The sequence below is a fragment of the Streptomyces jumonjinensis genome, from assembly GCF_009600885.1.
Lineage (GTDB): Bacteria > Actinomycetota > Actinomycetes > Streptomycetales > Streptomycetaceae > Streptomyces > Streptomyces jumonjinensis.
In genome coordinates this window covers 1-15,551 of the sequence record NZ_VCLA01000066.1, presented here as the reverse complement: position 1 = coordinate 15,551, position 15,551 = coordinate 1, and the positions used below count along the sequence as shown (strand labels likewise).

Below are 15,551 nucleotides of genomic sequence, written 5' to 3'. Positions count from 1 at the left end.
CGCTGCCCGGGCCCGCGCGCCCGGCGGCGCTCCACCCGGCGGCGCTCCACCCGGCGGCGCTCCGCCCGGCACCGGAGACCGCCCGTGCCCCCGCGCCGGACCCTGGACGCCGGGCGCGAGCGGCCCGTGCGCCCGCCCGTCATCGTGTCAGCGCACGCCCCCCTTGCCAGAATGAGGGAATGACCGGGCGCTGGGAGTTCTGGATCGACCGAGGCGGCACCTTCACCGACATCGTGGGAAAACGCCCCGATGGACGGCTCGTCACCCGCAAGCTTCTCTCGCACGACCCCGAGCGCTACCGGGACGCCGCCGTCGCCGGCATCCGGCTGATGCTGGGCATCGGACCGGACGCCCCCGTCCCCGCCGAGCGCGTCGCCCACGTCAAGATGGGGACGACCGTCGCCACCAACGCCCTGCTGGAGCGGCGCGGCGAGCCGACCGTGCTCGTCATCACCGAAGGCTTCGGCGACGCCCTGCGCATCGCCTACCAGAACCGCCCCCGGATCTTCGACCGCCGCATCGTGCTCCCCGAAGCGGTGTACGAACGCGTCATCGAGGTCCCCGAGCGCATCGACGCCCACGGCACAATCGTCCGGCCGCTCGATCTCGCCTCCGTCACCGAGCGGCTGCGGCTGGCGAGGGCGGACGGGTTCCGCAGTGTGGCCGTCGTCCTGATGCACGGCTACCGCCACCCCGCTCACGAGACCCGGATCGCCCAGGCCGCCCGTGATCTCGGATTCCCCCAGGTCAGCTGTTCGCATGAGGTCAGCCCGCTGATCAAACTGATCCCGCGCGGAGACACCACCGTCGTCGACGCCTATCTCTCCCCGATCCTGCGCCGCTACGCGGACACCGTCGCCGCCGAACTCGACGGCATCCGTCTGATGTTCATGCAGTCCAACGGCGGTCTGCGCGAGGCATCCGGCTTCCGGGGCAAAGACGCCGTGCTCTCCGGTCCGGCCGGTGGCGTGGTCGGCATGGCGCGCACCGCCGCACAGGCCGGATTCACCCGGGTCATCGGCTTCGACATGGGCGGCACCTCCACCGACGTCTCCCACTACGCGGGCGAGTTCGAACGCGAACTCGGCACCCAGGTCGCGGGCGTACGGATGCGCGCGCCCATGATGAGCATCCACACCGTCGCCGCGGGCGGCGGCTCCGTACTGCACTTCGACGGCCGCCGCTACCGCGTGGGCCCCGACTCCGCGGGAGCCGACCCCGGCCCGGCCTGCTACCGGCGCGGTGGACCGCTCACCGTCACCGACGCCAATGTGATGCTGGGCCGCGTCCAGCCGGCCTACTTCCCCGCCGTCTTCGGCCCGGACGGCGACCAGCCGCTCGACGCGGACACCGTACGCGAACGCTTCACCGCGCTCGCCGGGCGCGTACGCGACGAGACCGGGGCCGACCGCACCCCCGAGGAGGTCGCCGCGGGCTTTCTGGAGATCGCCGTCCTCAATATGGCCAACGCGGTCAAGAAGATCTCCGTACAGCGCGGCCACGACATCACCCGCTACGCCCTGAACTCCTTCGGCGGCGCGGGCGGCCAGCACGCCTGCGCGGTCGCCGACGCGCTGGGCATCGACACCGTCATCGTGCCGCCGCTCGCCGGGGTGCTCTCCGCCTACGGGATCGGGCTCGCCGACGCCACCGCCATGCGCGAGCAGTCCGTCGAGGCGGAACTGGACGCGGACGGCACGGACGGCGCGGACACCGTCACCCGGGTACGCGAGCTCTGCGACGAACTCGCCGCCCGTGCCCGTGCCGAACTGCGCGCGGAGGCCGTTCCCGACAGCGCGATCACCACGAGCGCGCGCGTACTGCTGCGCTACGCGGGCACGGACGCCGCACTGCCCGTGCCGCTGGGCGCCGCCGACGGGATGAGGGAGGCATTCGAGTCCGCCCACCGTGCCCGGTACGCCTTCACCATGGAGAAACCGCTGATCGTCGAAGCCGTCTCGGTGGAGGCGGTGGGCACGGCAGGCACGGCAGGCGCGGTGGGCTCGGCGGGCGCGGTGGGCTCGGGGGGCGAACACGCTGCCGGGGCCGGGACGGAGGAGCCCGAAGCCGTCACCGGCGAGGCGGCCGGAGACGGAGATTCGTCCGGCGGTGGCGAGTCCACGCCGGACGACCGGGTCACGATGTTCGTGGACGGCGCACACCGGGAAGTACCTCTGTACCGGCGACAGAACCTCCGCCGGGGCGACCCTGTGGAGGGGCCCGCGATCATCGCGGAGTCCGATGCCACCACCGTCGTGGAGCAGGGCTGGCGTGCCGTCTCTCATCACGCGGGCCATCTGCTCCTCACCCGAGTACGCCCCCGTCCGGCCAGGTCCGCCGTCGGCACCGACGTCGATCCCGTCCTTCTGGAGGTGTTCAACAATCTCTTCATGTCCATCGCCGAGCAGATGGGCGTCCGGCTGGAGAACACCGCGCACTCGGTCAACATCAAGGAACGGCTCGACTTCTCCTGCGCGCTCTTCGACCCGGACGGCAATCTGATCGCCAACGCGCCCCATATCCCGGTCCATCTCGGCTCCATGGGAGAGTCGATCAAGGAGGTGCTCCGCCGTAACGGGGACCGGATGAGGCCCGGAGACGTGTACGCGATCAACGACCCCTACCACGGCGGCACCCATCTGCCCGATGTGACCGTGGTGACCCCGGTCTTCGCGGACCCGGCCCGCGGTGAGCTGCGCTTCCTGGTGGCCTCGCGCGGTCACCACGCCGAGATCGGCGGCATCACCCCCGGCTCCATGCCCGCCTTCAGCCGCACCATCGAGGAGGAGGGGGTGCTCTTCGACAACTGGCTGCTCGTCCGCGACGGCCGGCTGCGCGAACACGAGACCCGTGAACTGCTGACCGGCGCGGCCTATCCCTCCCGCGCCCCGGACGTCAACATCGCCGATCTGCGCGCCCAGATCGCCGCCAACGAGAAGGGCATCGCCGAACTGCGCCGGATGACCGACCAGTTCGGCCTGGAGGTCGTCCACGCCTATATGCGGCATGTCCGGGACAACGCCGAGGAATCGGTCCGGCGTATCGTCGCCGGACTGAGGGACGGTCAGTACCGGTACGAGACGGACAGCGGCGCCGTCATCCGGGTCTCGGTACGGATCGACCGCGCCGAGCGCGGCGCCGTCATCGACTTCACCGGCACCTCGCCCCAGCAGCCCGGCAACGCCAACGCGCCCACCTCCGTCGTGATGGCGGCCGTGCTCTATGTCTTCCGGACCCTGGTCGGTGAGGACATCCCGCTGAACAGCGGCTGCCTCGAACCCCTGGAGGTGAGGGTCCCCGAGGGCTCCATGCTCGCGCCCGCCTTCCCCGCCGCCACCGTCGCGGGCAATGTGGAGACCTCCCAGGCCGTCACCGGAGCGCTGTACGCGGCGCTCGGCGTCCAGGCCGAGGGGTCGGGCACCATGAACAACGTGACCTTCGGCAACGACCGGGTGCAGTACTACGAGACGGTCGCCAGTGGCTCCGGCGCGGGCGACGGATTCGACGGCGCGGACGCCGTGCAGACCCATATGACCAACTCACGGCTCACCGACCCCGAAGTCCTGGAATGGCGCTATCCGGTGCGGGTGGACGCCTTCTCGGTACGGGACGGGAGCGGCGGCGCGGGCCGGTGGCGCGGCGGCCACGGGGTGGTGCGGAGGATCCGCTTCCTGGAGCCCATGACGGTGGCGCTGCTGACCGGGCACCGCCGGATCGCGCCGTACGGGATGGCGGGCGGCGGCACGGGCGCGCTCGGGGAGAACACGGTGGTGCGGGCCGACGGGAGGGTGACCCGGCTGGAGGGGGTCGACTCGGTGGAGGTCGGCCCCGGGGACGTGCTGGTCCTGGCGACCCCCGGGGGCGGCGGCTACGGCACGCCGACCGGGGGAGCGACCCCGGCTGACCCGAACCGTCCGGCTGCCTCCGAACGTCGGGTTGCCTCCGAACCGTCCGGCTGACCCGCGCCGGGCGGCGCGTCCGCTGTCGGATGCGGCATGCTCTTGAGGAGCGCGCCCGGTGCCGCCTGCCCGCGGGGGCGGCCCCACAGCCCGCCCGCCGTGTCGCGGAACCGCCCCGGAGCGTCCCGCTGCCGGGGCTCTCCCCGTCACCGCACGGGTATGAACCGCACCGGTGTCCCCGGTGCGGCCTGGGCCGCCGCCGGGAGGTCGCGCTCGTCGACGACCGCCGCCACCGGATAGCCGCCGGTCGTGGGATGGTCCGCGAGAAAGACCACCGGACGGCCGTCCGGCGGCACCTGGACCGCCCCGAGCACCATTCCCTCGCTGGGCAGTTCACCGTCGCGCGCCCGCTCCAGCGCCGGACCCTCCGTGCGCAGCCCGATGCGGTTGCTCATCGCCGACACCCGGTACACACCGGAGGTGAAGGCGCGCAGCGCCGCGTCGGTGAACCAGTCGGCGCGCGGGCCCAGCCGCACCCGCAGCACCAGCTCGGCGGGCGGCGCGGGCCAGGGCACACAGACGTCCGCCCGGGCGGCCGGGCCGACCGGGCGCCCCAGCGGCAGCACGACCCCGTCCGCGAGCGGAGGCGGACCGAGGCCGGAGAGCAGATCGGTGGAGCGGCTGCCGAGCACCGGATCGACCGCGACGCCGCCCGCGAAGGCGATATAGCCGCGTACCCCGCCGGTCGTGCAGCCCGCTTCGAGCAGTGCTCCGGCCGCCACTCGCACGGGTGCTCCCCAGGCCGCCGGACGGCCGTCGACGGTGACCGGGCAGGGCGCTCCGCCGATCGCCACGGTCACGGGCCCCCGGGGCCGTATCGCGCACCCCGTGAGGGTGGTCTCCAGCACCGCCGCGCTCTCGGGGTTCCCCACCAGCCGGTTGACGACGGCGGCGGCGCGCGGGTCGAGCGCGCCCGAGCGCGGCACGCCGAGATGGGCGTACCCCGGCCGCCCGAGATCCTGCACGGTGGTCAGCGCACCGGCCCGCACCACCGAAAGGGCGCGGTCGGTCATCGTCCCTCCCTGACGAATCGCACCCGGACCCCCGGGGCGAACAGCGCGGCGGGCACTCGCGCGGGATCCCACAGCTCCAGCTCCGTGGTGCCGATCAGCTGCCAGCCGCCGGGCGAGGACCGGGGGTAGACACCGCTGTAGGGACCGGCCAGTCCCAGCGCCCCGGCGGGGACCGAGGCGCGCGGGGTGTCCCGGCGCGGCACCGCGTACCGCTGGGGCAGTCCGGTGAGATAGCCGAAGCCGGGCGCGAACCCGCAGAACGCGACCCGGAACTCGGCCGCCGAATGGATCTCCGCGACATCGTCCTCCGTCACCTGCCACAGGGCGGCCACCGCCGCCAGATCGGGCCCGTCGTAGCGGACCGGTACTTCGACGGCCTCCTCGGCACGGGCGGGCAGGGGCGGGATCTCCCAGCCGGGCAGCTCCCGGGCCAGCCGGGCGGGGTCCGCGAGCCCGTCGAGCAGGACGGTCCTGGCCGCGGGCACGATCTCCCCTACGGCGGGGAGGGCGCCCGTCGCACGGCGGCGCAGCAGCTCGGCGTGGAGCGCTTCGGCCTCCTCCCCGTCCGCCAGCTCGATCAGCAGGGCCCGGTCGCCGACCGGCAGCGCTCTCATCGTCATACGAACGGTTCCACCCGCACTCCCGCGGTCTCCAGCTGACGGCGCACCCGGCGGGCCAGTGATACGGCCCCCGGTGTGTCGCCGTGCAGACAGAGGGAGCGGGCCCGCACCGGCACCGGCCTGCCGCAGCGCGCGGTGATCACCCCGAACCGGGCCATGCTGACGGACCGTTCGACCACGGTCGCCGGGTCGGTGAGGACCGCGCCGTCCTGGCCGCGCGGCACCAGTCTGCCGTCGGCGGTGTACGCGCGGTCCGCGAACGCCTCGGTGATCGTGGGCAGGCCCGCCTTCTCCGCCATGGTGTGCAGCTTCGAGCCGGGCAGCCCCAGCACCGGCAGCCGCTCGCCCGACAGCAGCACCCCGTCCACCACGGCCGCCGCCTGCTCCTCGTCGTGAACCACCCGGTTGTAGAGCGCGCCATGCGGCTTGACGTAGGAGACCCGGGATCCCGCTGCCCGGGCGAAGATCTCCAGCGCCCCGATCTGATAGGCGATCTCGGCGGCCAGCTCCTCGGCCGGGACGTCCATCGAACGCCGTCCGAACCCGGCGAGATCGCGATAGGAGACCTGGGCGCCGATGCGCACCGAGCGCTCGGCGGCGAGCCGGCAGACCCGCCGCATGGTGACTGCGTCTCCGGCGTGGAAGCCGCAGGCGACATTGGCGCTGGTGACGACGGACAGCAGCTGCTCGTCGTCGGTCAGCCGCCAGTGGCCGAAGCCCTCCCCCAGATCGGCGTTGAGATCGATGGACGCCCAGGTCATGTACTCCTCCTCCGAACTGTGCCGGCTATGCCGCGCGATACCGCTCGTCGAGCGCGTCCGTGATGAACATCCGCCCCGGTGCGTGGGCGAGGGCGAACGGCGGCCGGGACGCCTCGTTCGGATTCAGGGTCACAGCAACTCCCTGCCCCGCGTCTCGGGCAGGCCGAGCAGCGCCACCACCGCCAGACCGTAGCCGAAGGCTCCGAGGACCAGGGCCCCGCCCACTCCCCAGCTGTCCGAGAGGAACCCCACCAGAGTCGGCAGGAACGCTCCCGCCGCGCGCCCGCAGTTGTAGGTGAAGCCCTGGCCGGTGCCGCGTACGGCCGTCGGGTAGAGCTCGCTGAGGAAGGAGCCGAATCCGCTGAAAATCGCGGACATGCAGAACCCGAGCGGGAAGCCGAGGACGAGCAGCAGCCCATTCGCCCCGGTGGGTATGTTGGTGTACGCGAGGACGCCGAAGGCGGAGAGGACGGCGAAGAGCGTGATGTTCTTCTTCCGGCCCAGCCGGTCGGTGAGATAGCCGCCGGTGAGATAGCCGATGAACGCGCCGGATATCAGAAACGCCAGATAGCCGCCGGTGCCGACCACGGTCAGCCCCCGCTCGGTCTTCAGATAGGTCGGCACCCAGGTCGCCAGCGTGTAGTAGCCGCCCTGGACGCCGGTGGAGAGAAGGGTCGCGAAGAGCGTGGTGCGCAGCAGATCCTTCTTGAAGATCGCGGTGAAGGACCCTCGTTCGGCGCTGGCCGCACGCTGGGCCGCGGCTGCCGGGGCGTCGCTGACATTGCGCCGTACGTAGACGACCAGCAGCGCGGGCAGCGCGCCGGTCCAGAACATCACCCGCCAGGCGATGTCGTCGTCGAGGAACTGGAACACCAGGGTGTAGACGACGACCGCGAGCCCCCACCCCGCGGCCCAGGCGCTCTGGACGGCGCCGAGGGTACGTCCGCGGTGCTTGGCGGACGCGTACTCCGCGACCAGGATCGCACCGACCGCCCACTCGCCGCCGAAGCCGAGGCCCTGGAGGGCGCGGAAGACCAGCAGGGTCTCGTAGTTGGGGGCGAAGCCGCAGGCCACGGTGAACACCGCATAGGTGATCACGGTGATCATCAACGCCTTCACCCGGCCGATCCGGTCGGCGAGTATTCCGGCGAGCGCGCCGCCGACCGCGGAGACCACCAGGGTGACGGTGGTGAGCAGCCCGGTCTGTCCGTTGTCGAGGCTGAAGTAGGCGGAGATCGCCACCATGCCGAGCGGCAGGGTGAAGTAGTCGTACGAATCGAGGGCAAAGCCCCCGAACGCGCCGCCGAAAGCGCGGCGGCCACGCGGGCCGAGAGCCCGCAGCCAGGCGAACGCACCGGTGTCCTCGTGCGGTTCGGCTGTGTTCCGCTGTGCCCTGGTCGTGCTCATCTGCACCTCGCAGAAGGGGAGATGGTGATGCCGGTGGGTGTCGTGAACGCGCGCTGGGGCGGCGCGCGGTGAAGGGTGCGTGCCTGCGTGCCGCGGCGGAGCGGTGTGTAGCGGCACGCCAACTCAACGTAGAGGATTGTTGAACGATCCGACAAGGGGCGTGTTGGCTCGTTCTTCCTTCTACGATGGAGATCGCGCGCCGGGGGAGCCGCCGGCGAGGGAGAGAGGGGCGTCGTGGGGACGACGGAGCCGGAGACCGACCACGCCGGCGGACTCGGCGAACTGGCCGGGGACCGGGCACTGCTGGGCCGCACCAGCACGGCGGAACGGGTGGCGGACATTCTGCGCACCCGTATCGCCGAGGGGTACTTCCAGCCGGGGGAGCGGCTCTCGGAGGACAGCATCGGCAAGGCGCTCGGGATCTCGCGCAACACCCTGCGCGAGTCGTTCCGGCTGCTGACGCATGAACGGCTGCTCGTCCATCAGCTCAATCGCGGGGTGTTCGTGCGGATGCTCGCGGTCCAGGACGTCGTCGACATCTACCGCACCCGGCAGCTCGTGGAGTGCGCCGTCGTACACGACCTCGGCGACCCCCCGTACGCGCTCGACCCGCTCGACGAGGCCGTCAGCGGGGGCGAGCAGTCGGCACGGGAGCTGGACTGGAAGGGCGTCTCCACGGCCAACATCCACTTCCACCGCGAACTGGTCGCCCTCGCGGGCAGCGCGCGGACCGACGAGCTGATGCGCAGCGTGCTGGCCGAGCTGAGGCTGGCCTTCCATGTGGTCGACGACCCGCGCCGGCTGCACCAGCCCTATCTGGTCCGCAACCGGGCCATTCTGGAGGCCCTGCGAGCGGGCGACCGGACCGGCGCGGAGCGGCTGCTCGCGCGGTACCTGGACGACTCGCGGGCTCAGATGGTGGAGACGTACGCGCACCTGGTGGCGCGGGACGACGTCCTCTAGCGCCCGTTCCGGGAGACGGGCCCCGGGCCCGCCGTCCCCGGCGTCCGTACCGTCACCGGCCCTGCCCGGGTCCCGGCGCGTGCCCGACGGCGATGCGCACCGCGTCCGCTCCGCTCCCGTACGCCTGTGTGCCCGTACGCCTGTGTATCTGAGTGCCCGCGCCGAGCCCCCGGGCCTGGCGGTCGGTCCAGGCCGAGCCGTACGCCCGTGACCCCGCAGCCCGTGCCCGGAGGCGGTCGGCCGAGCCCTCCTCCGGGCCCCGGGCGGACCCGCGGCGGGGCCTGCGCACGGGGCAGGGCGCGGAGCGGGAACCATGCCCGGCGGGGGAGGGCGTCTGCGCCGTTTCGACCGTTGTCAGTGCGAGGACCTAATCTGTGCAGCGTGACTTCGCCTGCCTCGACGGAACCCGTTCCGCCCCAGCTCAGCGCGGGGCCGCGACCCGCGCAGGGCCCGGCCGCCGACGAAGGGCTCGCGCGGCGGCTGCGCGCGCTCGCGTGCACCGCGCCGCTGCACGACCTGGACGCGCGCAAGGCCAATCTGGCCGGCGAGTACACGGTGTACGCGATGGCGGAGGTGGCCCTCGCCGCCATCGACCTCGTCACCTTGAACATGGACTTCGACACCGGCGCCGACCACGAGCAGATCGTCGCCCGGCTGCTCCCGAGGATCGCGGCCCAGGCCCCGCGGCGCCCGGCCGCCGAGCATGAGCGGGTCGCCCGCTGGGTCCTGGAGAACCTGATCAACGTCGGCAGCGTGGACCGGGGCTTCCGCGCGGTGTACGGCACCTTCGGGGCCGATGGCGTCTACACCCGCCGTGACTACGACTTCAAGCTCATCGAAGAGGTCCCCGGATACGGCGGGGGCGTCTATCTCCGCACCACCGACGAAGCCGTCAACGTCCTGGTGGGCGCGCTCGACACGGATGTCACCAGCGCCCAGATCGCGGCGGAGGTCAAGCTGGAGGTCCTGATCCGCCGGGGCAGGCTCGCCGACGCCCAGCTCGCCGCCGAGCAGGCCCGCTACCGCACTGTTCAGTACGCGGAGACCCTGCGCCGGACCCTGGAGGCCACCCGCCGCAATGTCCGCGCCGTCGACTGGCTCAACGCGGTTCCGGACATGATCGCCGAAGCCCTCGACCATGTCGCCGACCGCTACCGCCACGAGAACGCGATCCTCACCAACATCCGCCGGGCGCGCGACGAGGCGGAGGACCCCGAGCACAAGCGGCGCGCCGCCGAGCTGGTCGACATCGTCAAGGACTGCATCCGCCGCCACACCCAGCTCCAGTCCCGGCTGCTGGAGGCCGGCCCCCTCTTCCGCGCCGAACAGGACCGGCAGGCCTTCGCCCGGCCCACCGTGCGCACCGGCCTCGATCTGTACGGACAGCTGGTGGCCCCCGTGCTGCCGCTGCCGCTGGAGTCCGCGATCCGGGTCACCGACGCGTTCTTCGCCCGGGGCGCGGGGCTGCGCACCCCGTCGTCCGTCAGGGTCGGGGATCTGGTGGACATGCTGCTGACCCCTCCGGTCGAGCGGGAGCACCTCGGCGCGGAGATGCCCGAGCCCGATCTGATCGCCACCCCCGACGACAGCCGTTTCAGCGAGGAGCAGCTCGCGAGCGCCATGGAGCTGCTGGACCTGGAACACGACGCCCCGCGCCGCCTCTCCGGTCTGCTCGCCGAAGCCCGCCGCCGCGATCCGGAACTGCCGTATCTGGTGGCCCTGCTGGCCGTTCACGCGGCGAGCCCTCCGGTGGGCACGGCCTACCGGCAGGGCGAGGAGCGTCTGCTCTTCGCCGTGGACGACGGCGCCGAGCTGGACGATCCGGAGTTCGGCGGCGCGGATCTCATCGTGGGCACCGCGCTGCTGGACGCGGCCGGTATGGCGGCGGACCGGACGGAGGCGGCATGATCCGGCTCCGGTCAGTCCCCCGGCCCACCGCCCGGCTCCGGTCAGCCGTCCGGCCGACGACCGCCCGGCCCTGGTCGGTCCCTCGGTCCACCGCCCGACTCAGGTCAGCCGTCCGCCCGACTACTCGGTCCCAGTCGGTCCTCCGGCCCACCGTCTGTCCTCCCAGCTCGGTCGTCCGCCCGACCGCTCGGTCCCGGTCGGTCCTCCGGTCACCTCTCGGTCCTCCGGCCGTGCCTCGACCCGGTGCCTCCGGCGACGGCGATGGCGGCATTGGCGTCAGCAGCGCCTCGCGCCCCCCGGCATCGCGCCCTCGGCCTCCGCGCCCGCCCAGCGCCTTCGCAGGCCCCTGGACCACCGGGGAACCGGGCGGACCGCCGGCCGCCCGTGCCCGGCGCCCGCGCAGCCGCCCGGATTCCCCTGTCCCCGGGGCGGGCGCCGCGCCCTCCGCCAGGACCCCGCGCCCCGCACCACCCCATCCATCGCACCCCGACGAGGAGCCATCCCAGTGACCGACCCGCACGCCGAGCGCGACCCCTGGCGTGACCCGGCCACACCCGAGGCCCCCGGCGACGCCCCGAGCGCGGCGGCCCGGCTGACGCCCCCGGACGCCGCCGACGCCGCCCGGCTGGTGTCCTTCGGGCTCCAGCCCAAGCTGCTGCCCGCCCGCGACGCCGAGTACGCCGAACTCCTGCGCCGCTACCGCGAGGACCCGGGCTTCGCCCGCATCGCCGACGCCGTCGCCACCGGCCTGGGCCTGATCGTCCTCGAAGTTTCGCCCCGCGCCGGGATGGCCCTCGCCGCCGGCGAGGACTCCGTCTTCGCCGTCCGCATGGGCGACTACGCCCGCCGCGCCTCCACCGACTCCGCGGACCGCTTTCTGCACGGCCTGGCCCATCTCGCCGTCGCCGCCATGGCCTTCCCCCGCCCCGAGGACCTCGCCGACGACGGCTACATCGGCCGGATCACGGTCAACGGCGTCGACGCCTTCGTCCGGCAGGCCTGCCGCAGACTCGAAGAGCGCGCCGACGAACAGGGCGAGAACACCGACCCCGCCACCGGCGCCCCCGGCCTGGAGGCGGCCTGGCGGATCTACGCCCGGCGCAGCGCGACCGGCGCGACCAAGGACGCCCGGCGGCTCGCCGGCTCGACCACCGGTATCGTCGGCAAGGCCGTCGCCTTCCTCACCGAGTCCGGCTTCCTCCAGCGGACCGGCGACGACGCGGGCGGCGCGTACCGCACCACCGCCCGCTATCAGCTCCAGGTCCGCGACATGGCGGGCAGCGCCGCCATGGCCGAGCTGCTGGAGCTCGGCGTCGTCCCCGTCAGCGACGGCGCCGCCACCCTCCTACCACCGCCCGACGGCGACGATCTGGAGCTGGCCGCCGACGCCGGACTGCCGTTCCACGCCTGACATCGCACCCCGTTTCCCATTCCCACCCGATCTGCCAACCACGAGAGTCCGCCGCCATGTACGAGCTGTCCCGCGTTCGCCTCTACTCCATCGGGCCCGCCGGTGCGCGCTACGCCGACACCGTGCTGGATCTGCGCGGAGTCGGCGAGCCGGTGCCCCACCCCGCGCCCACACAGGCGGAGTTCTTCGAGGAGGAGCCGGTCGGCCCGCCGCGCCGCCCCGCCCCCGCGGGCGTGCTCTTCCTGGAGAACGGCGGCGGCAAGTCCGTGCTGCTGAAGCTGATCTTCTCCGTGATGCTGCCCGGCCACCGCAACACCCTCGGCGGCGCCAGCTCCGGCGTACTGCGCAAATTCCTGCTCGCGGACGACTGCGGACACGTCGCCCTGGAGTGGCAGCACACCCTCACCGGCGAGCTCGTCGTCGTCGGCAAGGTCAGCGAGTGGCGGGGGCGTCAGGTCTCCAACGACCCGAGGAAGTTCGCCGAGGCCTGGTACTCCTTCCGCCCGGGGCCGGGGCTGAGCCTGGACTCGCTGCCGGTGGCCGAGTCGTCCGCCGTACGGCCCCCGGCCGAGGGCGCGTCCGGGGCGCGGGGCCGCCGCCGCACCATGAAGGGCTTCCGCGACGCCATCACCGAGGCGGGCAAGGTGTATCCGCACCTCGAAGTCGTCTGGGAGGAGATCCACGACCGCTGGAACGAGCACCTCGGCGAACTGGGTCTCGACCCGGAGCTCTTCCGCTACCAGCGGGAGATGAACGCCGACGAAGGCGAGGCGGCGGGCCTCTTCGCGGTCAAGAAGGACTCCGACTTCACCGATCTGCTGCTGCGGGCCGTCACCGACACCCGGGACACGGACGGACTCGCCGATCTCGTCAGCGGCTTCGGCAACAAGCTCGGCCGCCGGGCCGAACTCACCGCCGAGCGCGACTTCACGGCCGGTTCGGCCGATCTGCTCGGCCGGATCGTGGAGGCCGCCGAAGCCCGCACCCGGGCCCGGGAGATCCATACGGGCGCCGAGCGGCGTACCCGCACCCTCGCCCGCAGGCTCTCCGCCCGCGCCGCCGGGGAACGCGCCCGTACCGCCGACCTCGCCCAACAGGTCACCGCCGCGGCGCACACCGTCACCGAGGCCGAACAGGCCCGTGGCCGCAGCTCGCTGATCGCGGCCGAACTGGCCTACCGGCACGCCTCGCTGGCCCTGACCGTCGCGGAGAAGGGCGCGGCGGCCCAGCGCCGCGAGCTGACCGACGCCCGCACACTGCACTCCGCCTGGCAGGCGGCCGAGGCCGTGCTCCGGCACCGCGCCGCCGCCGACCGCGCGGCCAGGGTCGCCGCGGCGATCCAGGAGGCCGAGCGGGACGCGGCCCCCGCGCTCGCCGCCCGGGCCAGGGCAGCGGCCGATCTCGTCCGCGCCCTGCACTCCGCGGCGGCGGACGGCGAACAGCTCGCCAACGAGCAGGAGGAGCGCTCCGCCGCGCTCCAGGAGATGGGCGAGGCCGCCCACCGCGACGCGACGGCCGCCGCCACCGGAGCCCAGCGCGCCCGCAGCGAGATCGGCCATCTGCGCCAGCGGCTCACCGAAGTCGAGCAGGAGACGGCCGAAGCGGTACGGGCGGGCTGGCTCGACGACACGGCCCCGGACGCCGACCCGGCGCGCGCGGCGCTCGCGGCGAGCGACGCGGAGAAGACGGCGGTCGCGGCCTGGGACGAGGCCCGCGAGGCGAGCCGTACGACAGGGGACCGCGCCAAGGAGGCGGCAGCCGCCGAATCCCGCGCGGAGCTCGCCGCGGCCCGGGCGTCGGACGCCGCGCTGGCCGCGGAGAACGCCTATGGGGCCGAACACCGTGCGGCGGCCTCCATCGCCGAGGACGAACGCCTGGCGGAGCTGCTCGGCCTGCCCTCGGCAGCCCCGGCCCCGGCTCCGGCCTCGCCCGTGCCCGCGCCGAGGCGTGGCACGCTGGCGGCGGAGAACCGGCCCAAGGCGGTCCACGCCCGAGTGGACGAACCCGTCCCCGGTGAACACCCGGCCGTGGACCGGCCGTCGCCGTCCGCCGACGACCGGACCGCGCCGCCTCAGGGCCAGAGCCCCGACGACCGGTCCGGGGCCGCCCAGGACGAGGGCCCGAGCGCTGCCTCCTCCGGCGCACCGGCCGCAGGACAGACCCCGGACGCAGGCGGCTCCGAGCCGCCCGCCGGGGCGGGGGACGACTCCGCCCCGCCCGCGGCGGTGCGGGCTACCGCGTCCGGGACGGGAGAGACCCCCGCCGCACCGGGCGAGGGCGCCACGGACCCGACCCCGCCCGGCGAGCCCGTCGCCCGGCACCGCTCCGGACCGGACCCCCTCACGCCGGCGGACACCGCCCCCTCGCCCGCCGCGACCGGCGCGGCAGACGGCCCGGGGCTCCACCGGGCCCAGGGACACGAGCCGCGCACCACCGCCCCGGACCGTGCCGGCGACGACGAGTCCGGGCCCGCCACCCGGCGGTCCCCCGCCACCCGGCGGTCCCCCGGCACACGGGGAGCCGCGGCCGACCCGGCGCACCCCGCACCGGCCCCCGACGGCATCGCAACCGCGTCCGAGGACTCCGACTGCTACCCGTCCGGCGACGGGACGGTCTCTGCGTCTGGCGACGGGACGGTGTCCGTGCCCGGGACCGGGGCGGTCTCTGCGTCCGGTGACGGGACGGTGTCCGTGCCCGGGGACAGGACGGTCTCCGCGTCCGGCAATGGGACGGGCTCCGTGCCCGGGGCCGGGACGGTATCCGCGACCGATGCCGCGACGGACTCCACGCCCGTCCCGGCCCCGGCGACCACCGCCCCCCGGCCGGCCGGCTCCCCGCTCACCGCCGAAGAACTGGACCGCTACGCCGACGACCTGCGCGAACTGCTCGACCAGTCCATCGCCTCCGCCGAGCGCCAGCTCTTCGACCTGCGGACCGCCGCGGCCGACGACTCCCGCATCCTCGGCGCGCTCGGCGACGGCGGACTGCTGCCCCCCGGCCCCGATGTCCTCGCGACCGTCGAGTACCTCGGCGAGCACGGCATCCCCGCGCTCCCCGGCTGGCGTTACCTCGCCCAGGCCGTCGACCCCGCCGACCACGCCGCCGTGCTGGCCGCCCGGCCCGAACTGGTCGACGGAGTCGTCATCACCGACCCCGCCTCCCACCTCCGGGCCCGGGAAGCCCTCGCGGGGGCCGCTCTGCTGCCCCGCTCCGCCGTCGCCGTGGGCACCGCCGCCGCCCTCCTCGCACCCGTGCCCGCCCCGGACAGCGGCGCAGGCGACACCGAGGTCTTCCTCGTCCCGCCGAACCCCGCCATGCACGACGAGCACGCCGCCGACGAGGAGCGGCAGACCCTCCGCGCCAGAGCGACCGCACGGGACGCGGAGATCCGGACGCTCGCGGCCCGGCTCGCCGGAGACAGATCGCTCGCCGCGCGCCTCGGCTCCTGGCGCGCGGACTGCCCGCCCGGAATGCTCGGCGAACTCGCCCGGGGCGCGGCGGCGGCCCGG

General features: G+C 74.0%; 8 protein-coding genes and 1 pseudogene. 5 read left to right on the top strand and 4 right to left on the bottom strand.

Going from position 1 to position 15,551, the window contains the following annotated elements:
- The first annotated feature begins 179 nt into the window (after positions 1–179).
- Positions 180–3,959, top strand: coding sequence for a hydantoinase B/oxoprolinase family protein (locus FF041_RS08135; protein ID WP_153521671.1), 3,780 nt, complete (start codon positions 180–182; stop codon positions 3,957–3,959).
- A 146-nt stretch (positions 3,960–4,105) separates the two neighbouring features.
- Here the strand turns inward: FF041_RS08135 and FF041_RS08130 are convergent, their stop codons facing one another.
- From FF041_RS08130 to FF041_RS08115, 4 genes are all read right to left on the bottom strand, one after another.
- Positions 4,106–4,972, bottom strand: a complete 867-nt coding sequence (locus FF041_RS08130; protein WP_153521670.1) for a 5-oxoprolinase subunit C family protein — start codon at positions 4,970–4,972, stop codon at positions 4,106–4,108.
- Complete coding sequence (locus FF041_RS08125) at positions 4,969–5,586, bottom strand: 5-oxoprolinase subunit B family protein (RefSeq protein ID WP_194291965.1); 618 nt, start codon at positions 5,584–5,586, stop codon at positions 4,969–4,971. Before FF041_RS08125 ends, FF041_RS08130 begins: the two co-directional genes overlap by 4 nt.
- Before the next feature lie 2 nt (positions 5,587–5,588).
- Positions 5,589–6,353, bottom strand: coding sequence for a LamB/YcsF family protein (locus FF041_RS08120; protein WP_153521668.1), 765 nt, complete (start codon positions 6,351–6,353; stop codon positions 5,589–5,591).
- Between the two features lie 129 nt (positions 6,354–6,482).
- Positions 6,483–7,760, bottom strand: a complete 1,278-nt coding sequence (locus FF041_RS08115) for an MFS transporter (protein ID WP_153521667.1) — start codon at positions 7,758–7,760, stop codon at positions 6,483–6,485.
- 234 nt (positions 7,761–7,994) lie between these two features.
- Between FF041_RS08115 and FF041_RS08110 the strand changes: the two genes are divergently transcribed.
- The 4 genes and pseudogenes from FF041_RS08110 to FF041_RS38855 all read left to right on the top strand — a co-directional run.
- A complete protein-coding gene (locus tag FF041_RS08110) occupies positions 7,995–8,723 on the top strand; it encodes a GntR family transcriptional regulator (protein WP_323391439.1) in 729 nt (242 codons plus the stop codon).
- A gap of 381 nt (positions 8,724–9,104) precedes the next feature.
- Positions 9,105–10,631, top strand: a complete 1,527-nt coding sequence (locus tag FF041_RS08105; RefSeq protein WP_323371502.1) for a hypothetical protein — start codon at positions 9,105–9,107, stop codon at positions 10,629–10,631.
- A 505-nt stretch (positions 10,632–11,136) separates the two neighbouring features.
- Complete coding sequence (locus tag FF041_RS08100; protein ID WP_323391438.1) at positions 11,137–12,042, top strand: hypothetical protein; 906 nt, start codon at positions 11,137–11,139, stop codon at positions 12,040–12,042.
- 56 nt (positions 12,043–12,098) lie between these two features.
- Positions 12,099–15,551 (top strand): annotated as a pseudogene (locus FF041_RS38855) (hypothetical protein); the annotation flags it as partial.